The sequence below is a fragment of the Pontibacter korlensis genome (assembly GCF_000973725.1).
Classification (GTDB): Bacteria; Bacteroidota; Bacteroidia; order Cytophagales; family Hymenobacteraceae; genus Pontibacter; species Pontibacter korlensis.
The window spans coordinates 4,930,560-4,954,049 of sequence record NZ_CP009621.1 but is presented as its reverse complement, the minus strand read 5'-3'; the positions used below and the strand labels follow the sequence as shown (position 1 = coordinate 4,954,049).

20 protein-coding genes and 1 pseudogene are annotated in these 23,490 nt (G+C 48.7%); 6 read left to right on the top strand and 15 right to left on the bottom strand.

Features of this window, described 5'->3' with window-relative positions:
• Window positions 1–72: 72 nt before the first annotated feature.
• The 4 genes from PKOR_RS21240 to PKOR_RS21225 all read right to left on the bottom strand — a co-directional run bounded on the left by PKOR_RS21240 (window position 73) and on the right by PKOR_RS21225 (window position 4,341).
• Window positions 73–486 (bottom strand): hypothetical protein, encoded by a 414-nt coding sequence (locus tag PKOR_RS21240; RefSeq protein ID WP_046313359.1) that lies wholly within the window; start codon window positions 484–486, stop codon window positions 73–75.
• Window positions 487–636: 150 nt separating this feature from the next.
• Window positions 637–1,980 (bottom strand): branched-chain amino acid transport system II carrier protein, encoded by a 1,344-nt coding sequence (gene brnQ / locus PKOR_RS21235; RefSeq protein ID WP_071843176.1) that lies wholly within the window; start codon window positions 1,978–1,980, stop codon window positions 637–639.
• Between the two features lie 161 nt (window positions 1,981–2,141).
• On the bottom strand, window positions 2,142–3,695 hold the full coding sequence (locus PKOR_RS21230; protein WP_046313358.1) for a M20/M25/M40 family metallo-hydrolase: 1,554 nt from the start codon (window positions 3,693–3,695) through the stop codon (window positions 2,142–2,144).
• A 202-nt stretch (window positions 3,696–3,897) separates the two neighbouring features.
• The gene (locus PKOR_RS21225) at window positions 3,898–4,341 is read right to left on the bottom strand and encodes an Hsp20/alpha crystallin family protein (protein ID WP_235336920.1); all 444 of its coding nucleotides are present in this window, start codon (window positions 4,339–4,341) and stop codon (window positions 3,898–3,900) included.
• Between the two features lie 328 nt (window positions 4,342–4,669).
• On the opposite strand from PKOR_RS21225, the gene PKOR_RS21220 reads away from it, so the two are divergent.
• Window positions 4,670–4,927 carry a hypothetical protein gene (locus PKOR_RS21220; RefSeq protein WP_046313353.1) on the top strand — a complete coding sequence of 86 codons (258 nt, stop codon included), beginning with the start codon at window positions 4,670–4,672 and terminating at the stop codon, window positions 4,925–4,927.
• Between the two features lie 103 nt (window positions 4,928–5,030).
• Here PKOR_RS21220 and PKOR_RS21215 read toward each other — a convergent pair whose 3' ends face one another.
• The 3 genes from PKOR_RS21215 to PKOR_RS21205 all read right to left on the bottom strand — a co-directional run bounded on the left by PKOR_RS21215 (window position 5,031) and on the right by PKOR_RS21205 (window position 11,110).
• The gene (locus PKOR_RS21215; protein WP_046314733.1) at window positions 5,031–6,812 is read right to left on the bottom strand and encodes a cytochrome-c peroxidase; all 1,782 of its coding nucleotides are present in this window, start codon (window positions 6,810–6,812) and stop codon (window positions 5,031–5,033) included.
• An 88-nt stretch (window positions 6,813–6,900) separates the two neighbouring features.
• Entirely contained in the window at window positions 6,901–8,382 is a 1,482-nt protein-coding gene (locus PKOR_RS21210) for a PhoX family protein (RefSeq protein WP_046313352.1), read from the bottom strand.
• Between the two features lie 280 nt (window positions 8,383–8,662).
• Window positions 8,663–11,110 carry a zinc-dependent metalloprotease gene (locus tag PKOR_RS21205; protein ID WP_046314732.1) on the bottom strand — a complete coding sequence of 816 codons (2,448 nt, stop codon included), beginning with the start codon at window positions 11,108–11,110 and terminating at the stop codon, window positions 8,663–8,665.
• 339 nt (window positions 11,111–11,449) lie between these two features.
• Here PKOR_RS21205 and PKOR_RS21200 point away from each other — a divergent pair, with 339 nt between their 5' ends.
• Both PKOR_RS21200 and PKOR_RS21195 read left to right on the top strand, forming a co-directional pair.
• Window positions 11,450–11,905, top strand: coding sequence for a c-type cytochrome (locus PKOR_RS21200; protein WP_046313349.1), 456 nt, complete (start codon window positions 11,450–11,452; stop codon window positions 11,903–11,905).
• 4 nt (window positions 11,906–11,909) lie between these two features.
• Window positions 11,910–12,542 carry a 3-keto-disaccharide hydrolase gene (locus PKOR_RS21195; protein ID WP_052739005.1) on the top strand — a complete coding sequence of 211 codons (633 nt, stop codon included), beginning with the start codon at window positions 11,910–11,912 and terminating at the stop codon, window positions 12,540–12,542.
• Between the two features lie 7 nt (window positions 12,543–12,549).
• Here PKOR_RS21195 and PKOR_RS21190 read toward each other — a convergent pair whose 3' ends face one another.
• The gene (locus PKOR_RS21190) at window positions 12,550–13,194 is read right to left on the bottom strand and encodes a class I SAM-dependent methyltransferase (protein ID WP_046313347.1); all 645 of its coding nucleotides are present in this window, start codon (window positions 13,192–13,194) and stop codon (window positions 12,550–12,552) included.
• A gap of 123 nt (window positions 13,195–13,317) precedes the next feature.
• On the opposite strand from PKOR_RS21190, the gene hutU reads away from it, so the two are divergent.
• The 3 genes from hutU to hutG all read left to right on the top strand — a co-directional run bounded on the left by hutU (window position 13,318) and on the right by hutG (window position 17,665).
• Window positions 13,318–15,030: a urocanate hydratase gene (gene hutU / locus PKOR_RS21185; RefSeq protein WP_046313346.1), complete on the top strand. Its 1,713-nt coding sequence runs from the start codon at window positions 13,318–13,320 to the stop codon at window positions 15,028–15,030.
• Window positions 15,031–15,393: 363 nt separating this feature from the next.
• Complete coding sequence (gene hutI, locus PKOR_RS21180) at window positions 15,394–16,638, top strand: imidazolonepropionase (protein ID WP_046313344.1); 1,245 nt, start codon at window positions 15,394–15,396, stop codon at window positions 16,636–16,638.
• Window positions 16,639–16,690: 52 nt separating this feature from the next.
• A complete protein-coding gene (gene hutG / locus PKOR_RS21175) occupies window positions 16,691–17,665 on the top strand; it encodes a formimidoylglutamase (protein WP_046313341.1) in 975 nt (324 codons plus the stop codon).
• 51 nt (window positions 17,666–17,716) lie between these two features.
• Here hutG and PKOR_RS21170 read toward each other — a convergent pair whose 3' ends face one another.
• From PKOR_RS21170 to PKOR_RS23790, 7 genes and pseudogenes are all read right to left on the bottom strand, one after another.
• Complete coding sequence (locus PKOR_RS21170) at window positions 17,717–18,127, bottom strand: hypothetical protein (RefSeq protein ID WP_046313340.1); 411 nt, start codon at window positions 18,125–18,127, stop codon at window positions 17,717–17,719.
• A gap of 59 nt (window positions 18,128–18,186) precedes the next feature.
• A complete protein-coding gene (locus PKOR_RS21165; RefSeq protein WP_046313338.1) occupies window positions 18,187–19,104 on the bottom strand; it encodes a DUF1835 domain-containing protein in 918 nt (305 codons plus the stop codon).
• 100 nt (window positions 19,105–19,204) lie between these two features.
• Window positions 19,205–20,083, bottom strand: a complete 879-nt coding sequence (locus tag PKOR_RS21160) for an NHL repeat-containing protein (protein ID WP_046313337.1) — start codon at window positions 20,081–20,083, stop codon at window positions 19,205–19,207.
• A 62-nt stretch (window positions 20,084–20,145) separates the two neighbouring features.
• Entirely contained in the window at window positions 20,146–21,258 is a 1,113-nt protein-coding gene (locus tag PKOR_RS21155; protein WP_046313335.1) for an AMP-binding protein, read from the bottom strand.
• Between the two features lie 252 nt (window positions 21,259–21,510).
• Window positions 21,511–21,966, bottom strand: coding sequence for a DoxX family protein (locus PKOR_RS21150; RefSeq protein WP_046313334.1), 456 nt, complete (start codon window positions 21,964–21,966; stop codon window positions 21,511–21,513).
• A 203-nt stretch (window positions 21,967–22,169) separates the two neighbouring features.
• Window positions 22,170–22,963, bottom strand: a pseudogene (locus PKOR_RS23795) (RNA-guided endonuclease TnpB family protein).
• Window positions 22,960–23,424: a helix-turn-helix domain-containing protein gene (locus PKOR_RS23790; protein ID WP_158453814.1), complete on the bottom strand. Its 465-nt coding sequence runs from the start codon at window positions 23,422–23,424 to the stop codon at window positions 22,960–22,962. The pseudogene PKOR_RS23795 and the gene PKOR_RS23790 overlap by 4 nt, the downstream one beginning before the upstream one ends.
• Window positions 23,425–23,490: the final 66 nt, after the last annotated feature.

The window sequence follows — 23,490 nt, the reverse complement described above, 5'->3', positions numbered from 1 at the left end:
AGGTAGCCCAGGAATCCCACCTGCTTTAGCGGTGGGAATGTCAATATAACTTATACTTATGCGACTTCTAGATTAGCGTTCGATCGAGTACTGACGAAGCCATTCTTCAGCTTTGGCTTTATCATCAAAAACCTCAGCCTGGAAAGACTTTAAATTACTGTAGAAAGTTGAAGCTGTAGACCCGCCAAAGGTTTCAGGATTAGTGATCATGGCGAAGTACTTTAACCCGGCTCGTGCAGCACGAGGAGCCCATTCATTCACAACCCAGTTTAAGGAGTGGTCCCAGCCTCCAATTATCAGGCGGGTGTCGTTTAGCACACAATTAAAACCGGCATCAGCTAGTGCTTTTGTATAGGCTGCAGCTCCGTTCTTAATATTCTCCTCCGTCAGGTAGCCCATCCAGTTTACATGTATCCATCTGTTTTTAGTATTCGTCTCGATAGTTAAATAAACTCGGCCAAACGGATTTGTAAGCTCTTGAATCATATGATGTGTTTGAGAACACAAATTTACGAAAGAAGGAAATTATAAAGCAACAGTTTAAAACCCTGATATAAAGTTCAGTTTTCCTTTAAATATTGATATAGATTACTACGGTAGAACTGTATCTTGCTTAAGCATTTTTAGCTGCCAGTGTTACGCTTTTTCGAGTATATAGTTGTTTTGCCGCGACGAGAGAATAAAGCCAATCAACCCTCCTGCTATAGCAGGAAACAGCCATCCCATACCAAGGCTAAACAATGGCAAGTAATCTGTCAGAAACTCGTTCAGGCTTGCAGAGGCCAGACCAGCAGCATTTAACCCATCAACTATACTAACAAGACCTGCAAACATAACGGCCCAGGTATAAACCAGCCTCTTGCTCTTAAGGAAGGAGCTAAACATGGTAAGGGCGATCAGCACAATAACAATAGGGTAGATGGTAACCAGAACAGGCACTGAAAAAGAGATGATCTGGGTAAGCCCTACATTAGAGATCACAGCACTAATGATTGTCAGGACTAGCACATAGGTTTTGTAGCCTACGGTAGGTCTGAGCTTTCTGAAGTAGGAGGCACAGGCCACTACCAGGCCTACACTTGTTGTTAGGCAGGCAAACGTAATAGCCACACCAAGTATAGCTTTACCTGCCAAACCAAACTGTAGGTGAGAAACACGGCTGATGATCATGCCCCCATTTTCGAGGTGCCCTAAAGCACCTACACTAGTGGCCCCGGTATAGGCTAAGCCAATGTACACTACCCCAAGGCCAATGGCGGCAATAAGAGCAGCAGTAACACATACTTTAGCTATCTGGCTTGTACTCTCCACACCTTTGCTTCGGATGGCATTGATTACGATAAGACCAAACACAAAGGATCCAATGGTATCCATGGTGAGATACCCCTCTTGAAAGCCTTTGAAGAATGGGGCACTTTCATAAACTTCTAGGGGAGCCTGAATGGAGCCAAGTGGTGCAAAAAAGCTTTTCAGGAGAAGCGCCGCCAAGATGATTAACAGCACCGGGGTAAGGATTTTACCTATGCGATCTACCACCTTGCCCGGATTTAGGGCAAGCAGGTATGTAACTACAAAAAAGAAGGCCGTATACAACACCATGCCAATGCCGGATGACTTCAGGCTTTCTGATAGGAAAGGAGCAACCCCAATTTCATACGACACAGTACCTGTTCTTGGAACAGCAAACAAAGGACCTATAGTTAGGTAAATAATTACGGGAAAGAGTAAGCCAAACAGTGGGTGTACTTTAGCCGAAATAGTCTGCACATCCTCATTCTTTGAAGTGCCGATGGCAATAACTCCCAACAGCGGAAGCCCAACACCGGTCATCAGAAAGCCTATGATGGCAGGTATAATGTTTGTGCCGGAAGCCTGACCCAGCGATAAAGGAAAAATCAGGTTGCCTGCGCCGAAGAAAACAGCAAACAGCATCAGGCCGATGAAGAACGTTTCCCTGAGGGAGATACTTTTGGATTTCAAAACTATAAACTCTGTGTAACAACTTTAATTGGGCATGCAATTAAGTATCCATGGGGCCAATATCCTACATTTATCTGGTGTTTTGCTGAAGATGCCGCCTATAAACAAAAGGGGCTGCCAATTTTGGCAGCCCCTTTTGAGGTTTTTATACTTAGATTATTTTAGTCCAAGCCACCCTTGCGGTTCGGCTCTCTTTGTGCAGGCCAGGTTCTTTGCTCACCTGTTTTAGTGTCTATAGGCAGAACAATTCGTTCGCGAGAGGCCATGTTAGGGTCCTCACTGGCTTTGTAGGCAAGTATAGCTACCAATATGGCGTTGTTGCGCACATCGTCGAACACGATCTTATCGTAAGTATCGCGGTTGGTATGCCAGGTGTAAGTACCGTAAGACCAGCTTAGTGAGCTAAGCATGAACGCCGGGGCACCAGCAGCTACGAAAGAGGCGTGGTCAGAACCACCACCACCCGGGAAGCCAGGAAAGTGTGTTTCAATAGAGCTGGTAATGTTCTCCGGAGCTGCGCTTAACCAGCGACCCAGAAAATCATAGGCATGCAGGAAGCCCTGGCCGGAAATGTTTACCACTCTACCGGTTCCATTATCCTGGTTGAAAACTGCCTGTGTGTTCTTCACAATTTCCGGATGGTCTGCTACAAAGGCACGTGAACCATTTAGGCCTTGTTCTTCGCTTCCCCAGTGGCCGACTAGAATGGTGCGCTTCGGGTTAGGGTACATTTTCTTAAGAATACGCATCGCCTCCATCATTACAATAGTACCTGTACCATTATCTGTAGCACCAGTGCCACCATCCCATGAATCGAAATGGGCAGAAAGGATCACATACTCCTCTGGCTTCTCTGTTCCCTTTATTTCAGCGATGGTGTTGAAGGTAGGGGCGTTTTTCAGGTTCTTAGACTCAGCAACCACTTTTATTTGTGGTTTTTGACCGGACTCCGCCAGGCGGTACAGCATGCCGTAGTCTTCCAGTTCCATATCAATGCTTGGCACTTTCTTGGTATAGGCTCCGAAAATCTTATTCACGCCAAAGCCGCGCGACCAGTTAGAGGTAACCACACCTGCTGCACCAGCCTGCTCGAGTGCCGGCGGCAATGAGCGGCCATTGTAGCCAATCGCTTCCATGCGCTCCGACCATACTTTGTTAAGCGAGTCTCGGTGCTGATGCATTTTCTCCAGCGACTCCTTGGTAGCAAATTCCTCCCAGTTATAGTCCGGGCGGCCGGTTGGCTGCGGCATAGAAATCATCACGAACTTGCCTTTAACGTTTGGCAGCCATTTTTGGAAGGCCACTGAGTCCTGCAGGTTCGGAAGTGCAATTACCTCGGCAGTTACGCCTTTGCTCTTGGTACCGGGGCTCCAGGCAAGCTGCATAGCATCCAGAGACTGCACACGTGGGTGCACCATATCTACATGCGTTACACCACGTTGCCAGCCGCGCCACTCACCCCACTTTTCGTTGCGGGCTTCGATGCCCCAGTTTTTATACTTAGCCACAGCCCAGTCATGTGCTTGCTGCATCTGTGGCGTACCCACCAGGCGTGGACCTATGCCATCCAACAGCTCATGAGCCAGCTGCTCTAGCTGAGAATTTTCGTTAGCCTCTTTTACTATTCCTTCTACCACAGGGTCTTTTACCTGGGCCTGCGCAAGGCTCCCTGTCAGGAGTAGTAAGAAGAGAAAAGCTTGTAATCTTCTTTTCATAAGGGTAAGAATAAATGTAGGTTATGTATATAGTGCTTTTCTATTAGAGGTAAAGGTAGCAGGAAGGTTTAAAACGTGAAAGGAAACAGCCTGCATGGCGCTGCGATTAGTTGATACCTGCGTTGGATAGATGTTGGAAAGGAGAGCCTCTGTAAGAATAGGATGATAACAAAAAAGAGCGGTATGTTACCGCCCTTTTTTGTTAAGCTATCTCAATTTGCTTAGCTGGTTTCACCTTAGCATCTTCTGATTTAGGAACAGTGATGCAAAGGAGACCATCTTTATACTTGGCAGAGATCTTGTCGCCTAGCACCATTCTTTCTGGCAAACTGAAAGTTCGCGTAAAAGACTGGTAGTTGAACTCTCTGCGGGTAAAGTTACCCTGATCATCTTGTTCCTCATGCTTGTTCTCTTTTTCAGCAGAAATCACAAGCATGTTGTTGTTGAGCTCAACTTTGAAGTCTTGCTTGCTCATTCCAGGAGCAGCTACTTCAAGCTCAAAGGCATCGTTTGTCTCTTTAATGTTTACAGCCGGAACAGAGCTGCGCTCTGAGTTATTGAGTAACGGCCAGTTAAACCAATCCCTCAACATATTGTCATCAAAGAATGAAGGAATGGTTGGGAATAAATCTCGGTTTTGCTTCATTAGAGTTCCCATAATTCTACCCTCCTTTCTTTAATTAACCATTAAACCTATCTAAGTTAACCATTTGCTTCATAGCTAACTTTCCCAAAACAAGTTGAATGCCAATTCGTGCCCTGCGAAAAAATGACAGTTTTTCTGTCAAAAATTCTTTTTCAGGACTGAAATTTTTTCACTGCCCCTAAAGCAGAAAGTGGCGCGGATAAGTGTAGATAAGTACCACCGGGACTATGATTAGAAAACAGCTTGTGAAGCCTTATATTAGCACTACCTGGATGAAACTATTTAAGGGCTACCACCCTTATCTATAGCTGACTGTTTGATACGAAGTATGCTGGAATATTCAATGTTTGAGAGGCTCCCTTTCAGGAGTCAGGCGGAGATAATAGCAAGAGACGGGACTGTACTTGCCCAGCGCAAGTATAATAAGTGGACCGTAACTCTTTATGCTGTAAATAACTCATTCATAGAGCTTTGGGCTGGAGATGAGGTGCAGGTTTTCAGTATCTTTAAAAGTACTGCCAATGCTGTGGCAGTGCTGGAACCTTACATAGATGCTATTGATGTCCGCGATGCTCTGGAGCTGTGAGAAATAAAGTTACGGGTACAACTCGATATAGCATATGAACCCACAAGTTTGATAAAACAACAAAGGCCTATGATTTACTACATAGGCCTTTGTTGTTTTCTGGCTATACTTCATCTGTCAGTGTTTGCAGAAAGGCAATGATAGCTTTGGTTTCCTCGGGTGTCAGGTTGAGCGGATCGGGGGGCAGGGTTTGATTTTCCAGCTGTAAGCCCATGCCTGCTGCACCGCCCTTGTTATAAAAGTCCATTACCTCTTCCAGCGTTTCGTAGGCGCCGTTGTGCATATAAGGTGCCGTTTTAGAGATATTTCGTAGCGTAGGTGTTTTGAAGGCATGCTGTAACCCATCCAGCGGAGTAAAGCCGTAACGGCCTTTATCTGGGTCCAGGGTAGGGTGAGGGGCTTTAGGATCTGCCAGCACACCTAAGACTTCAGCCTCCGTGTTGGTGAAGGCGGGGGCAGCGGTGCCATTAAATACAGGCATAAAGTGGCAGGTACCACACTTGGCCTTGCCCATAAACAGGTTAAAACCTTTGATCTCTTCTGCCGACAGCTGCCCTTCTTTGCCACGCATGTGCCTGTCGAAGCGGGAGTTGAAGGGGGTAAGGGAGCGTACATAGCTGGCGAGTACCAACATGACGTGCCTTGGTTGAATTTCCGTTTCCATACCTGGAAATGCAGTTTGAAAAGCCTGCACAAAGTCGGGCTGTTGGTTTAGCCTTTGGGCAGCCTCTTCTACCGATGCATGCATTTCATCTTTATTCCGAATTACATCTACAGCCTGGCTCTCGAGTGTAGTAGCACGCATGTCGTAAAACTGGGAGTGCTGTAAGCCGGCGTAATACAGTGTTGGAGCATTACGCTGCACAAACTTGCCCTTTACCAATGAGGCGCTCTTCGGTAAGCCATCGGTAAAAGCCAGCTCAGGTTGATGGCAGGTACTGCAGGTGCTAGTGTTCCCTGAAACAACAGGGCTAAAGAACAAGGCTTTACCCAAGGCAACTTTGTCTGGCGTAGAGGCTGCATCAGCCGAACCGGCAAAGGCATCGTTGTTCAGGGCATCCTTATCAAATAGCGTAGCAGCTTTTGAGTTTAAGACTAGCCTGTTGGGTAGGTCGTCTATCTGGAGTTCCTGCTGCCAATTGGTAATATAAGAGGTAATAGGGTTTGCGAAACGGGTAATAAAAGCTAAGCGGTCAAACGCATCGAAATCCTCCGAACTGGAAGTATAGTGTATAGCCTCCTGTAGTAACTGTTGCAGCTCCGGGTGCTCTCCAAAAAAGCTTAGCACCTCCTGCACAGCGGTAAGCGAAACGGCAGCCTCTGCTACACCTGTGTTTGTAAGGGGAGTGTCAAAGCCTGAAATGCCGAGTACCATGATTCGGTAGATTTCCTGCTTACAGGCGTTAAGAATGTTTGCCTCTTCCAATTCAGTTTCGCGTAGTATGACCCTAGCCCTGCCAAGCACCGATACAAACTTTTTTGCCTCACGCACCAGCTCTTCACGGTTGGTCGTGTCGAAAGTAGGGTAGAGGTACTCTTCTATTACCTGCAGGCCAGATGGTTCGAAAGACTTTGACTCCAGCACCTCGTACTCTGGCAGCGGTGCACCGTTCAGGGCTTTGCTGGCTGTTGGGGCATAGTACTCAGTAAACAGCTCCACTTTTTTATACCTGCGCCGAGCCTCCTGGAAAGCCAAACGTAAGGAGTCTGAAGAGCCTGCTATAGCCAGGCGCAGCAACTGATGCTCTGCACTGTGCTGTAGCGTATCGAGGTTGGCAAGCAGGTACGCTTTGGTTTTTGATGCTGGTGTTTGGGGAGTTTCAGGCTTGCAACTAAAAAGAAATGTGCCGAGAGCAAGCAGGGTAAAATATAGTATGCTTTTCATAAGCTTTGGCTCCAAACGGTTAAAAGCAAAGCCCTCCAATTATATCGGAAGGCTTGCTTTGGGGAATTAATTGGATAAGGGTCTATAGTTATCTTGGCACGTTTCTCAGGATTACAGTCTGGCCACCTTCTTTGTTAGAGGAAACGCCGCTACCGTCAGCTCCTTTGTACTTCTCATCCTGCCAGGTATGAGGGTGGAGGTTTACTACAAATGTGCCCGGTACACCAATCAGATCAGAGATGTCATACATGGCGCCATACTCCCAGCTGCTCAGCCTGTCAGAGTTCACAGAGTTATACTTAGCGTTGAAGGTAGCATCATCGCGACGGTGGTCCATCTCGAGCATCGGCTTCAGTGTTTTTGTGCGAAGGTCAAACTGCCAGATGCGGCCGTCGTGCTTGTTGTCACGGTAGAAGGAGTCACCATCTTCCTGTATGTAGGCATAGTTCTCAGTTACGCAGATGTTATCCGGATTCACGATGCTGTTACCTGGATCTTCGTTGCCATCTATAAGTGGTGTGATTTTGCCTTTCAGCGGATTTTTTGCGTCCAGCTCCAGCTTATACACACGGCCCCACATTGTTAAACCCGGAGCCGGGTTGATCTTATCAGGGCTAACGCCAGTAGAGGTAAAGTACAGGTTACGATTGTTGGTAGCGTTACCTTTGCCATAGTCCAGGTCTTCTACGCGGGCAAACTGTATGGCTTTTTTCTCAACTGACTGAGCAGCCAACTGTGCACCAGTGCTGGACTTTACATTGTCATACTCAACAAACTCTACGTCGTAGGATTTACCTACTTCCATGGCAGTTTCAGTTATGTTCTGGTCCTGGCGGCGCAGCATGTATAACTTACCATTTTGCAGATCACCTGTTGTGTTAGAAAGGTACATGTTTACCTGACCCATACTGTTGGCCGGGTTGCTTTCGTCCTCGCCTATAAAGATTACTGTTTTGCCAGGGAAGGCTTTGGTAGGAAGTGGCACAGCGTTCTCAGCACTGCACTTGCCCAAGGCAGCCAGGGTGCGGTCGGTACGGCTTCTGTCAGCTATGCTGCCCATCGGGTCTATAGAGTGGATCATAGACTCTATGCCGCTTTCACCAGCTGTTAATAACGTAGGGCCAAAGCCGTGCTCTTCCGGTGTTGCCAGGGTAGCAGAGCAAAGGCGCCACATACCACCGGCTCCATCTACAATGTATTCTCCTTTAACAGGCTTCAGCGTCTTGTCCAGGTAAACGCGCGATACTGACTGCAGTATCTCGTGGTTCGTCACCATCACATAGCCTTCGCCGTTAGGGTTGCGCATCATGCCAGCACCATCAGGCTGAGCACCATAAATAAAGTCAGGAGACTGCTCGAGCACGTCGTCGCTGCTGATTAAGGTATGAACCTTCACCCTGTCAAAACCCTGGAGCGTTTTTACCAAGGCAGGGTTAACTGAATAATCTTTGAAAGCCACAGGGGATGGCTTCTCCGGATCTTCTTTGACTTTATCTTTACAGCCAGTTGTTGCTGTGGTGGTAGCCAGTGCTAGGGCAAGGCCAAGTGTTGAGAGAGTAAAGTTCTTCATAGCAGTGATTTATGATTGATCAAAGCTACAATGTCAAGATTACGTGAGCGTTATAGGCTGTTTATGATTTTATTAAGATGAATGCTAAAAGTGGCTGATAGAGGTTAGTGTTTGCTATTAACTGTTTGAAGGTGTTGATGCTAATTTTTTAACATAGAGAAGTTCAAGGCATTAAATACATCTGCACAACCAACACTGATATTGTAGGACATAAAGAAAAGGCCTGCTTTAGACAGAGGGTTATTCTGTCTAAAGCAGGCCTTTTCAAAGTATACTTTCCCTACTCACACCTTAGTACTTCACCACTTCCTATTGGTGAGCCCGGAGGCAGGTCTAATGTTTTGTTTGGCTTCACCTCCTCTACAACAGGGCGGTTCAATCGCTCTAGGGCAAACGTAAGGTGAGCATGGTAGGTGCCTTGCTTGTTGGTGCGCAGCCTGGTTTCAATGTAGTTTTTCAGATCCTTTAGTGTGGCAGTGGCTACGGCGCGAGCCTGGTAAGAAGCGCCTTCGTTATTTGCCAAGGCCATCAGGTGTGTCAGTACTACCTGTTCTGTTTGCAGCTGCACTTGCTCCTGTAATCCTTTTTCGCGGCGGCTCTTCCAGGTGTTTTGAATCAGCTGTTCTGTTACATTCTGCAGGCTAAGGGTGTTGCTACGGGCTCCTTGTTCAACCAATCGCGACGCGCGCTCCGGGTGCAACAAGAATGACACAGAGAAATCGGCAGAGGCCTCTGCGGCAGCCAGTGGATCGAAGGTAAGGCCGGTGCGCTTGGCGAAAAGCTCTCGGCTGTTACGTAACCCAGGGGCACGTGGCGGTATCAGCTTGATGATATGCTCTGGTACTGCAAGCACTTCCGGCGAGATGGTTTTCAGCATGGCATCCAGCGCTTTTTGCTGCTCTCCCTTGCTTACCACTTCGGTTACCAGTTGGCCATCGCCACGCACAGCGTAGGTATAGTTCAGGCCGCCAATCAGTTTTACAGCAGCCTCTGTCTGGTAGCGGTGGTAGTTATAGATCGGTACCAACACATCCTCTAGAGTACTCATAGCTGCGCCAGGCTTAATGTTCCTCTCAGAGAAGTTTTGTAGTGCCTTCTCACGGATGCGCAGCACGCTCAGTAGCTCATCTGTGGCGCTGGTGCCATTATCCCAAAGGTGGGCGGTTGGGTGAGCACCTCCCGTAGCACGGGCATCACGGTCGGAGATAAACTGCAGGTTGTTTGCTCTGCCTTTGGCTAAAATATCGTTCAGGGCCTGTTTCTCATTCGTGCCTGCCGGGAAATCCTGGTAACCATATGTCACTGCTACTTTATCCCATTCGCCTATACCTGTGTCGTAAGCTTTGCTCAGGTCTATGTTGCCAGTGCGGTCGAGCTTTGCTTGCGGATGCGGGTAATCCATTACAGAGGCATTGTTATTGGCGGCATAGTTATGCATGATGCCCAATGTATGACCCAGCTCGTGTGCCGAAAGCTGTCGGATTCGCGCTAGTGCCATGTCCATCATAGCTTTGTTCACTGGCTTTCCTTCTTCATAAGGAGCCAGCAGACCCTCGGCAATCAGGTAGTCCTGGCGCACGCGCAGAGATCCCAGCGAAACATGCCCTTTGATGATTTCACCTGTGCGTGGGTCTGTTACCGAAGCGCCGTAAGACCAGCCACGAGTACTTCGGTGTACCCACTGAATAATATTATAGCGCACGTCCATCGGGTCGGCTGAATCAGGTAAAACTTCTACCCGGAAGGCATCTCGGTAGCCGGCAGCTTCAAACGCCTGGTTCCACCAGCGGGCACCTTCCAGCAAGGCAGTGCGGATAGGCTCTGGTGCGCCATTATCTACATAGTACACAATAGGTTCCACAGCTTCTGACACCCTGGCCGATGGATCTTTTTTCTGCAGGCGGTGACGGGCAATAAAACGTTTTTCTATGTTCTCGTCTACCGGTGTGGCATAGTCGAAGTAGGAAATGCCGAAGTAACCGGCGCGTGGATCGGCCTCGCGGGGTTTATACTTATTGTCTGGCAACTGAATAAAGGAATGGTGCTGGCGCAGGGTGAGGGCTTGTACGTCCGGGGCTACCTCGTACACGAAACGGCCTGCGTCATCGCCACCTGTAAAGGTAAGGGTGGCTTCGAACTCAGAGTTCTGCGGGAAGTTTTTGGTGCGTGGCAGGTAAACAGCTGAGCGGCTGGCGTCAAGCTTATAATTGCCCTGGCCTGTGCGCTTTATACTTCCCGTTACGTTGTGAGCATCGCGGAGCAGGAAGTCAGTAGCGTCAACCAATACTCTGTTTCCTTCTTCGGCCTCTGCCTTAAAGCCCCAAAGTATAGACTTGGCGAAAGATTCTTCTACAGCTCGTGCTTCGTTCTTGTTATTCGTGATGGCGCGGTACCCTAGGTTAGGCTGCACTAGCATCACTTTAGGTCCGACCTTCTCGAAGTATACTACTCTTTCGCCTCCCAACTGGCCGCGGTCCAGGCCGATGTCGTTAGAGCCGAGTCCTGCTGGCAACGAGTTTACGTACAGGAACTCCTGGTTCAGTTTGTCTACCTCCAGCCATATTTTGCCAGCGGCATCATCATAGTAAAAGGTAAAGTAACCGGGATACTTTTTCATGCCTGCCGTTTTGGAGGCAATGCCGGGGAGTTTTTGGGCCACAGCCAAACCTGCCGAGAGAAACGGCAGTATGAGCAGCAACCAAAGCGTTCTGGTAAGGGGTGATGTCATGGTACTTATAAGGTTAGATATGTGCTTGATGTTGTAATATAGCGAATTTGAATTTTTCTGGTGCCAACAGCCGGAGACTTGATGGTTATACTTCAATATTTTTTGTTGGAAGGTACGCCACTCCATACCAGCTACAGCACTAAAAGCCCTGTTTATCTAAAATATGGCACAGTAAAAAACTATACTTTATATGGGAGTGGAGAACGTAGCTAGCTTACTTTGAGCTTGGGTTGCAGCTCAGATCCAACCTTGTACAGAAACAGAGCTTTTATGAATTGGGCCATCCGCAACAAAGCAACTCTTCAACTGGTATAGCATACCAAATCATGCTTTATAACAATGAATGTAAAATATCTTTTTAGTGCCTTGAGCCTTGGGTTTATACTTATTTCCTGTGGTGAGACAAAGTCAGAGTACGACCGTTACTATGAGCAGAGCTACCGCGATTCTGTGGCTAAGGCTATGGAAAATGCACCGCAGCAAGTGTCGCCGGCAGCCAGGGCTACTGCTCCTCTGGAGAAAGCTGAGACGCCGCCGCAACAGGAAGGAGCACTTCTGATTGCCAAGTCTGACTGTACTGCCTGCCACAGAAACGATCAGAAACTGGTTGGGCCAGCTTATATAGACGTAGCCAAAAAGTATGAGCCTACCGAAGAAAATATCAACCACCTGGTAACCAAAATCATTGAGGGCGGAGCCGGAGTGTGGGGCGAGGTACCTATGACGCCACACCAGAATGTGAGCAAGGAAGACGCCAGGAAAATGGTAGACTACATTCTAGCCCTGAACGACTAAGCATATGCAGCAGAAATGGCGGAGTCTATTTGATGGCGAAACCACAAACGGCTGGCATAGCTATGGCGAGCAAACGGCTGGTGCAGCCTGGCTGGTGGAGGATAAGGTCCTTCACCTCAGCACTGCCGCTATGCATTGTGATGGTGTAAAGGGCGGTGATTTAGTGACGGATGACAGCTTCGGCGATTTTCATGTGAAACTAGAGTGGAAAGTGCCGCCCAGTGGCAACAGCGGCCTTCTGTTTTATGTGCAGGAAGAGCCGGAAAAATATGAGAAAAGCTGGCAGTCCGGTCCCGAGATACAGTTGCTCGACAATGCCCTGCATGCGGATGCCATGATACCAAAGCGCCGCGCCGGTGACCTGTATGACCTGCTTTCGGCTACTAAAGAAACTGTAAAGCCAGCCGGAGAGTGGAACCTGACCGAGCTGATCTGCAAGAGCGGTAAGGTAGAGCTGTACCTGAATGGAGAGCAGACCCTGGCGCTGCAGCTTTGGGATAAGACCTGGCAGGAGCTGATTCGCGACAGCAAGTTTAAAGACATCCCTGGCTTTGGGTCTTATAAGAGTGGCAAAATCGCCTTGCAGGATCACGGTGATGATGTGTGGTTCCGTAATATTCTTATCTGTGAACTATAAAAAAGGATCAGGCATCTTCAGAATGTCTGGTCCTTTTTCTTAATACCAGCGTGGTCATACTTCGTTCCCGCTCTACCAGCACTGTCTTTAGGGGTTCCAGTATTTCAGCACCTAGTGCATGCACCAGTCCCCGCACCAGTGGTTCATCTGCCAGAAACCATACCGGCCCGTGCGCCATCTTATATTTGCAGGGCTCCACCTGTTCTAATTTTCCTTCAAGGCCAATGGTAGTGCCGAAGCGGCAGAAGAGCATTCCTCCTGGCAGTAGCACGCGCCACAGCTCCCGCACCATACTCCTGAAATGAGAATCATCCTGAGCAAAATGCAGTACTGCACTACACAGCACAACGTCAAACTGATGATCTGCAAAGGGCAGAGTCGCCAGGTCAGAGACTACAAAGTTTTTAGGAGACAGGGTAGGAGCAACTTCTGCAGCCAATGCTTTGACTTTATTAACAGCTGTCTCAGAAACGTCTGCCCCATACACCTTCACGCCAGCCTGCATCAGGTATTGAATATTTCGTCCCGCTCCACAGCCAGCATCGAGCAGTTTCATGCCTTTCTGGATGCGTCCTTTCAGGAGCTGATCGAAGAGGTAAATATCTATGTTTCCGAAATGGGCAGGTATAGAGGTTAAAGGCAGGTGAAACATGAAAGGGAAGTATAAATCGATGTGGATACGTGAGTTCAGGTCTAAATTTAGTGGTGTTTCACTGTTTTATTTGAATAAATTTTCAGATAATTGACTAAACCCATACTTAAAAACTACAAAACTATGAATACAAGCACTGCAACAGCACCAGTTGTAAAATCCGGCCTTACTGCCGAACAATTCATTCAGAAGTACGCCAATCATCCTACCTATATTCCGCCTCGCGGACCAGAGCTAAACGCTAAGAACTGGCAAGCCGAAGCTGCTTTGCGCATGTTCCTGAACAACCTGACAGACGAAGTAGCCGAAGCCCCTGCTGACCTGGTAGTATACGGTGGCACCGGACAAGCGGCACGTACACCCGAGGATGCCCGCAACATAATTGAAGTGCTGCTGGAACTGGAAGAGGACGAAAGCCTGATGGTGCAATCAGGTAAGCCAGTGGGTAAGGTACGCACGCACCCTGAGGCACCGCGTGTACTCATAGCGAACTCCAACCTGGTGCCGCATTGGGCTACCTGGGAGTACTTCAACGATCTGCGTAAACGTGGCCTGATTATGTACGGGCAGATGACAGCAGGTAGCTGGATTTACATAGGCTCTCAAGGCATTTTGCAGGGCACATACGAAACCTTTGCTGCCTGCGGTGACCGCTACTTTAACGGCGATTTACGCCACAAGCTGCTTGTTACAGGCGGCTTAGGTGGTATGGGGGGCGCTCAGCCATTGGCCGCTACCATCGCAGGGGCCACTTTCCTGGGTGTAGACGTAGACCCGGACCGCATTAAAAAACGTCTCGACACGCGCTATATCGATAAAATGACTCATAATTATGAGGAGGCGAAGCAGTGGGTATTGGAGGCGAAAGAACGCGGCGAAGCTATCTCAGTTGGCTTGGTTGGCGACATCGGCGATGTGCTGGAGCGTTTGATTGCAGATAATATCACCCCGGAGATACTAACCGACCAGACTTCTGCGCATGATCCAATTAACGGCTATGTGCCGAATGGGCTGAGCCTGCAGGAGGCCAAGGAGCTGCGCCAGCAAGACCCGGCAAAGTATAAAGTACTATCGCTTAAAAGTATGGCACGCCACGTGGGCTTCATGCTGGAGCTGCAGAGGCGCGGCAGCAGAACCTTCGATTATGGTAATAACCTGCGCGAATTTGCACAGCAGGGTGGAGAGGCAAATGCATTTAACATACCCGGTTTCGTGCCTGAGTATATCCGACCTCTATTCTGCCAGGGGAAAGGACCATTCCGCTGGGCTGCCCTGTCCGGTGACCCGGAAGATATACGTGTAACGGACGAAGCTCTTAAGGAGCTGTTCCCGGAGAACACGCACATGATTAAATGGCTGGATGAAGCGCAGGAAAAAGTAGCTTTTCAGGGGCTGCCGTGCCGTATTTGCTGGCTAGGCATGGGCGAACGAGAGAAAGCTGGGCTGCTCTTCAACCAACTCGTGCGCGAGGGTAAAGTAAAAGCGCCAATCGTAATCGGCCGCGACCACCTGGACTGCGGCTCTGTGGCTTCTCCTTATCGTGAAACCGAAGGAATGAAAGACGGCTCCGACGCCATTTCCGATTGGCCGCTGCTTAACCTGATGTCTAACACGGCGGGCGGTGCTACATGGGTGTCTTTCCATCACGGTGGCGGCGTAGGTATTGGCTATTCTCAGCACGCCGGTATGGTTATCCTGGCAGACGGTACAGAGCGTGCCGAGCGTTGCCTGCGTCGCGTACTTCACAACGATCCAGCCATGGGTATCTTTCGCCATGCCGATGCCGGATATGAGGCAGCACAGGAAAATGCCAGAAAGTTTGGTTTAGAACTCTAATCAGGCTTTCTAACCTCCGACCTAAGCAGATATATGCATTGGCAGAAGCTATTGACACTGATCCTCGTCTCCCCGTTGAGCGCCTCGAGAGGTTCCGGTGCCGAACGAAGTGAGGCATTGCGACACAGGAGCAAAAGAAGCGAAAGCAGCGCGATGCGGGGAGACGAGGCCCCGCGGCCTTGAGCGCTCCAAAGCCAGATGTGAAACAGGCAAAATGTAAAGCTGTGGATGAACAGTAGCCAGAATGTATAGCTGCAAATCAAATAAGAGCAACTGTAATCAAGCAGCACCTATAAAGCAAAGTAGAAATGAAGTTGAGCTCAACTCACAAGTGAAATTTCCTAAAGTAGAAACATTAAAACCATGAAAACGCAAACAACCTTAGTCGGCCCTTTTAGCCAGATACTACCTATGGACGATCTACCAGAGGCTGGCGCGATAAAGGATGAAGAACTGCAGGTGATAGAGCGTGCTGGCGTATTGGTACAGGAAGGGTTGATCATAAAGACCGGTAGCTATGAAAAGCTACATCAAGAGGCACTGGAGCAGCAGTATGAGCTGGAGCTGATAGAGGAGCCGATGGTGCTTTTGCCAGGGCTGATTGATGCTCATACGCACATCTGCTTTGCCGGTAGCCGTGCCAACGATTACGCCATGCGCGTGGCTGGAAAGTCTTACCTGGAGATTGCCCGAAGCGGCGGAGGCATACTAGACAGTGTGCGTAAAACGCGAGAAGCGACACTGGTAGAGCTCGTAGACCTGCTCAAGAAACGCTGCGACCGACATCTGAGTGACGGCATTACAACCTGTGAAGTGAAGAGCGGCTACGGTTTAACAGTAGAGGAGGAGCTGAAGATGCTGGAAGCGATAAAGCTAGTGAATAAGCACCATAAGATGGACCTGATTCCAACTTGCCTGGCGGCACACATGCTGCCACCAGAGCATTCAGACGCCAAACTATACTTAGAAGAGGTGCTAACAGAATTGTTGCCGCAGATACAAGAGCAGGAGTTAGCCAACCGGGTAGATATTTTTGTAGAGGAAACCGCTTTTAAGGAGGAAGAGGCGCTGGAGTACCTGCTGGCGGCAAAGGAGTTGGGCTTTGATGTAACGGTGCATGCGGATCAGTTTAGTACCAGTGGCAGCAGAGTAGCTGCAGAAGCCGGTGCCATCAGTGCCGACCACCTGGAGGCAAGTGGCGACGAGGAAATCGAGTTGTTGCGAAACGCAGGCGTGGTAGCCACTGTACTTCCCGGTGCTTCGCTGGGCTTGGGGATGCATTTTGCCTCTGCACGCAAAATGCTGGACGGAGGTCTTTGCCTGGCTATTGCCACCGATTGGAACCCTGGTTCTGCACCTATGGGCGACCTCCTGCTACAAGCTGCCATACTGGGCGCAGCAGAAAAACTTACCACAGCCGAGACACTGGCCGCCATTACAACTCGTGCTGCTAAGGCTTTGAATCTTTCTGATCGTGGCGAGTTGGTAAAGGGTAAACTGGCTGATATGATCGCTTTCCCAACGGAAAATTATAAAGAAATTCTTTACCTGCAGGGTAAGCTAAAGCCAGCTAAAGTATGGAAGAATGGGAAGAGCGTTAAAGCTTAGGCCTAAGTCAGGTTTTTTATCAAACAAGTAAGACAATAACATCTCAGACATCATGTACAAACCAGCTACCAAAGAAGCTTGGAAAGGGCGTATTGATAAACATGATGGAGCATTAGGGCTGCGATGGCATCAGGCCATGCAGTTGCTGGACCTGAGCAAAGGGATAGCACCTGTAGCGCAGGGCGAAGTGGCTTTCGCTTTTATAGGATTTTGCTGTGATATAGGCGTTAGGCGCAATCAGGGCAGGGTAGGAGCCGCAACCGGGCCTGAAGCCCTGCGTGGTGCCATGGCTTCTTTTGCACACCACCTGCCAAATCATGTAGCTCTCTATGATGCCGGGGATGTACTCTGTACACACGGAAGCCTTGAGGAGGCGCAGGATCAGCTAGGAAACAAAGTAGCTTTGCTGTTACAGCACGGTTACCGCCCCATGGTGCTAGGAGGCGGACATGAGATCGCTTACGGACACTTTCTGGGGTTAGAGGAAGCTACAGAAAAACAACAGCTGGGCATTCTGAACTTCGACGCACATTTTGACCTGCGCAGCTACGAGCAGCAGGCAAGTTCAGGTACACCTTTTCTTCAGATAGCAGATAGGTTGCAGGAGCAGCATCGCGAATTCACATATAAAGTTCTCGGGCTGCAGGAGTATGGAAATACACGTGCTCTTTTTAAAGTTGCTGAGCAGCTAGGGGTAAGCTATACGTTTGCGGAGGATGTACAGCTGCATAAGCTGGCTTTGCTACAAAAGGAGCTGAAGGATTTCTTAAACTCGGTGGAGCAGGTTTATATTACAGTTGATCTGGATGCTTTTTCAGCGGCTTATGCGCCAGGTGTAAGTGCAGTTAATGCGGCAGGCCTGCAACCAGATGTGGTGTTGGAGCTACTAAAAATAGTTGTCCGAAGTGGCAAGCTTTTAAGTATAGACATTGCAGAACTCAATCCATCCCTTGACATAGACAACCAAACTGCTAAACTAGGTGCTGCTATACTTTACCACGTGGTGCGGGAGTGGCACAAAATATAACAGGGGCGCCTCTCTGCAGTTGTTGTGGAGAAGCGCTCCTGCTCACTCTTGTTATCGACTTACTTTGAACTTGGTCCAGTAGGTGGTGTCACTTGTTTTTACCTCAATCAGGTAGGTGTCTGGCTTAAGCTTACCGAGTTGGTAGCGCCAGGCGGTACGGTTGCCTTCAATACTCACAGGCTTTTGGTACACCAGCTTACCTGCTGAGTTCTTTATCTCCAGCATTGCATTTTCATCCAGCTCCTGAGAGAAGTCCAGCTGAAAAGTACCTTTACTGGTAGGCCTCATATGGATGCCCGATAAAGTTTCTATATGGGTGTCACCATCTTCTGCAATAACCAATATATGCTCTTTGGATTGGGCAGGAAGAGCTGTATGCTGGGCGATGGATGCTATAGAGGCTAAGGAAAATACAGGAAGGCTCATGGCCAGCGCTAGAGTATACTTTTGCTTTGTCTTCATCTGTTCTGCAATTAAATAAGGTATCCCAGCCTCTGTTGCAGTTTTGGTGCCAAATTACATTAAGAGCACTTCCTCAGGCTATTTTTTTCATTATCATAGCAATAAGGGCAGCTACCGTTTATCTCCATGCCCCCTACCCAACGCGATTTTGGAGTAAAGGAGGCATATCCCTCTAACACCCGTTCACCGAAAAAGCTAAGCGACAGTGGCTCTTTTGCCTGTACCAGGTCAGGCTGCAGGTGGGATAAAATTTGCTTTAGCTGCGCATCACCGAACCCGTAGCCAGGCTCCTGTTGCCAGAACTGTTGCATAAGCTCTGCCTCACTTCTGGCTCCATTCTGAATAATCTGTAGCAGCATACGCTCCGGGTGGCTTAGTCCATCGGTGCAGTCCGGGAAGCGAAGGAGGTGGAGCTGGAGCGCTTGCTGTAGGTAGGGCAGAGGCATAAGTAACTGCTGCAGGTGGAGCTGCAAGTTTATTGGGCTGGGGCCAGCATAGAGCTGCCATAGCTTTACAGCCTGCTGCAGTTGCTCCTCTGTAAGCTGTTGCCGATCCTCCAGCAACTGCTGAAATTCATCAGGCTTCAGGAAGGCGATGTTCCTTCCGGGCGCTGGGGTGCAAACCGAAACTATGCTTGGCTTGATCTGTTGGAGGTACTGCAAAAGGTAAAGCAGGTTAATCTGGCACATCAGGTCCGTATCGAACCAAAGCACTACTTCAAAAAATGCGCCTGCACCTTCCAGCTTTTTTAGCTCATCTATTACTTTTTCTTTATACTTTTCGCTGGATTTGCTATAGGCAGAGGTAATGTACTCTTGTCGCTTCCTCCAAAACTCTTTTTCCGACAAGGTATAAAAAGCAGGTCCCTCCGAAAGTACTTCCCGCCACACCAGTACCTGGCCTGGCAGGTTCGCAGCATTAAATGCAGGGAGAGAAGCGTCGCCGTTTAGTATATGTAAGGTGGGCAGTTTTTTCATCGGCAAGAGAGCTTATGGGCTTAAAATGAGAAGGCAACTAACACGTAACGGTGCAGCTGCCTTGCCTCAAACATTATAACGGTATAAGTCTCTAACGTATTTATCTGGGGTTTAGTCTATAAGCTACCACTCTATTATCGTTATAGGTAGGCACTAATAACAGTCCTCGCTGCTCCACATAGTCTATATCGGCAGTGTTCATGTTCTGGCTGCTGGTGTTTAGCAGGCTCCATTTCCTGTTTTGAGCATCTACATAAAATATTTCCCCGCTCCAGCTCGAGATCAGGTAAGTGCCATCACCGGTTGCATCGATACCGTCAGCCGCCTTTACATCATCTACCCACTCTGAGAACCTCTTGGTTTCAGGGTCCAGCAGCATCACCTGGGCACTACCCGAGAAAGCTACAATCATGCGGTTGCCCTGAATAAAGATACCGTTAGGGCGTTTTCCTTTGGTATTGTTTATCCAGGTGGTAAGACGGCCGTTGCGCAGCACGTATAGGCGGTGCTCCTCTGTATCGGTCACATACACGTTTCCGCTGTCATCTACTGCCACACCGTTCAGCATTCTGGCTTTATCGGCGCGGTAGCGTCCTAATACGGCACCCGATTGTGTGGAAATAGCTACTACCTCATCAATATCGGCTACATAAAGCACATTGTTGTGCAGGGCCATGCCATGGGGATCGTTCAGGCCAGTTACCCAGTATAGTTGCTGTATCTCTCCCTCCGGAGATAAAGTAGAAATGAAGCCATCCCCATCTTTACTTGTGCGGGTGTCTTTGTTGATATTGGTAACGTAGATAAGATTACGATCCGGGTCGAATAATACCGATTCCGGCGTTTTAAGGGTGTTATCAGAAGCCCATACCTCTTGCAGTTGCACAGGTGCTTTGGCTTTAAACAGGCCACCACTACAGCTGCTCAGGCCAATTATAAACAACGCTGAGCAAATACCTGATAGGATAGTCTTTTTCATATGTTTTTTGTTTGGTTGCTAACTAGTACGGGGCTAAACAGCGGCTGTTCTATTTTTGCTGCTTAGTCAGTATAGAGCCCAAGTTTCTGCAGGGTGCGCTGCCGCGACACTTTTCCGGTAGAAGTTTCTGTAAACGAAGGGCTGTAGTATACTTCTTTTGGCATTTCGTACTTCTTAAGCAATTGGCGCAGGCGGTCCAGCATTTTCTGTTCTTCTTCCTGTGCTAGCTGTGCTCCCTCCAGTATCAGCACGATCTTATCGCCCAGCACCTCATCGGGCTGCGGTGCAATAAAAAAGCGGGGGGAGTTGTCGTTATCTGCAAAGGCCTCAGCTATGGCTAGCTCTACCTTCTCGGTCTGCACCTTTACCCCGCCAGTATTAATGGTATTGTCGGCACGGCCAATCCAGCGGAAGCGGGTAGGGGTTAGCAGCTCCACAATATCGTTAGTTATCAGCAGCTCATTGTTGGTGATGTCTCCCTTTATAGTTAGGCAGCCGCGACGATCCAAACCTACCTGTATGCTATCCAGCACGTCGTAATAGTCGGCTGCATCGAAGCCATTGAGTTTGCGCAGCGCAATATGTGAGGCTGTCTCCGTCATACCGTACGTGTGGTAGATAGGTGCCTGTATACGCTGCAATTCTCGTTGCTGGGTTGGTGTAACCGGTGCTCCGCCAACCAGTATGCCTTTCATCCTGTTCAGCTGCTCCAGTCGCTCCGGGGCTTCCTGCAAAATGGTGGGTATCTGCATCGGAACAAATGAGGCGAAAACTATTTTTTCATCAGGACTTACGAGCGACAGAGGGTTGCCTATTGGCTCTACAATGATCATCTGGAGGTCAGCAACAAAACCACGCACAAGCATCATCATCCCAGCAATGTATTCTGTGTTCAGGCACACTAAGGTACAATCTCCCTGCTTCAGGTTTAAAAGCTTGATGGTGCGGCGGGCGCTGGCTTCCAGTTGATTTCTGGTGAGGGTGATGGTTTTAGGTACACCGGTTGAGCCAGAAGTCTGAATTGGAAATTCCTGCACTCCATTAAGCCAGTTGCGGCAGAATTCCAGGGTTTTGCTCTCATAACCGTTTAGCGGAATGCTGTTTCGGAAAGAGTAAGATGCAATTTCGTCGTAGTAGAACTTCTTGCCGTTCAGGCTCAGGTACTTCTCTGTCATTTAACAATTATCATTAGTCAATACCATGCTTGAGTGGATGGTATCAAAATGTCCTGTCAGTAAACTTTAACACGTACGTGCTACTGCAAAAATGGGGTAAAGCGCCGTGAAAACAAATAAGGCAGGCAAAGGTTTTTGTCCCTGTGCCTGCCTTCTTCTGATAATACTCTGTGAACAATCAATTAGGCTTTTCAAGTTGCTTAACCTAAAAAGCCAAAACAATTTCCTTTTCATCCCATGGTATCTGCTATTTCAGTACAGCCAGTCTTTGTCTGGTTTACGAATGAGCTGATCTACTGAAAAACGGCCGGAACCGAAAACCAGGAAGAAAATAAGTAAAAACAGCACAACTACAGAAGACCATAGTTCAGTGTTTTCGGAGTAGAAGCCTCTTTCCGGGTTGATGAAAAATACAGCACCTAGCAATATAGGCAACTGGAATAGGATAGCGATGCGGGTTATCAGTCCGAGGGCTATCAGCAGGCCGCCCACCAGGTGGGCAAATGCTACATAATGCGCTAGCCCCATAGATACCCACGGAAATTGGCTCTTGTTCATAATGCTAAACAGGGCTTGCGTATCCTGAATGAACATAAAGCCCTTCACCATCAGGAATATGCCAAGGCCAATCCTAAGGAAGTCGAGCCACATGGGGTGATGTGTATCAGCCCAGCGTTCAACGCGATGCATGTCGTGTGTTAGGTTCATGGCTTTACATTTTAAAGTGAAACATGTAAACAACTACTATTTGTAACGTGTACGGCCACAAACCGGATGTATTTTAGTGCAAAATATAGTGTGAATATTTATATGTATGGGCAGTGTATAGTGCAAGCTTGTCAACAATTTGTGAAAAAAGTTGCTGAATTTTAAAATATTCTGTACAATCTGTTGCTTTGACACTCCCACGCCTAAAGGCAGTAGGATTCTTGGGCTACCGAACCATTGTCCTTGTATATCTCCCAAGCTGAAACGGTCTGCCCGACCGCCTTGTTTCTTATATTGCTAGCTGCGTTCACATCCCTGTCCAGGACATGTCCGTTAGAACAAGTCCAATACCTGTCCGATAGCTGTAGCTCGGTGTTTCGCCAACCACATACCCAGCAGTCCTGAGAAGTATGGTGGGGGCTACCTTCACAAGCTCCCGACCATACCATTTGGACTTGTATTCCAGCATCTGCACGAACTGATACCATCCAGCGTCCGATATTGATTTGGCTAACTTGTGGTTCTGAACCATATGCTGTATTTGAAGCTGTTCAACAACAATCGCTTGGCTCTCGCGAATGAGTTGCGTGCTGAGTTTATGGTGGAAGTCCTTGCGGGTGTTGCTCACTTTCAGGTGCAGCCTGGCAAGCTTTGCGGCAGCCTTGCGCCTGTTGCTGCCACCTTTCTTCTTCCTCGATACAGCACGTTGCGCTCTCCTTAACTGGTGCTGATAGCGGTATAGGTGTTTAGGATTGTCTACAACAACACCATCAGACGTGACAACGAAGGACCTGATACCAACATCCAAGCCTACCACTTTGCTTATCTGTGGTAGTCGCTCAATATCCACCTCACAACACAGCGTCACATACCACCCATCTGCTTCCTTGACAACGCTGGCTGTCTTGATAACCCCCTGCACATCCTGTGACTTGCGGTATTTCACCTTCCCGATCTTAGGTAGTTGAATTTTACAAGTGTTCTGGTGCAGCTTCACCCCCTGCTTGTGGGTGAAGGAGCGATACTGGCGAACCTGGGGAATCCCTTGCCTTGCTTGAAAAAACCATCGTAGGACTTGAAGAGCCTATCAGTCACCTCCTGTAAAGTTTGTGAGTGAACACAGCCAATCCACCCAACCTCCTTGGCAATGGCTGCAAGTTCTTGCTGCATCTGGTGTTTGTTAATGGAAACAGTATGGTGAGTGTAGAGCTGTTTCTTGTAGTCCAGACACAGGTTGTAGACATACCGGCACGAACCGAGCCACTGGGCAAAAGTCTGTGCCTGCGCCCTGGTGAGTTTGAGTCGGAAGCGGTATGTCTTGATCTGGTTCACGGCTGCTTTTGGCGCCTTGCCCGGTGCAGGGCATGTTTGCTGCAGCAAAGGTAACAGCCGGCAAGTGCAGGCGGTAGAACATAGGGTAAGATCGAACCCAGCAAAAGTGAAGGGATGCTGCACCACATCGAGTGGTTCAATAAGAAAACCAAATTCATCCCTTGGCTAAAGCCCCAAGTGTTAGGGCTTTCT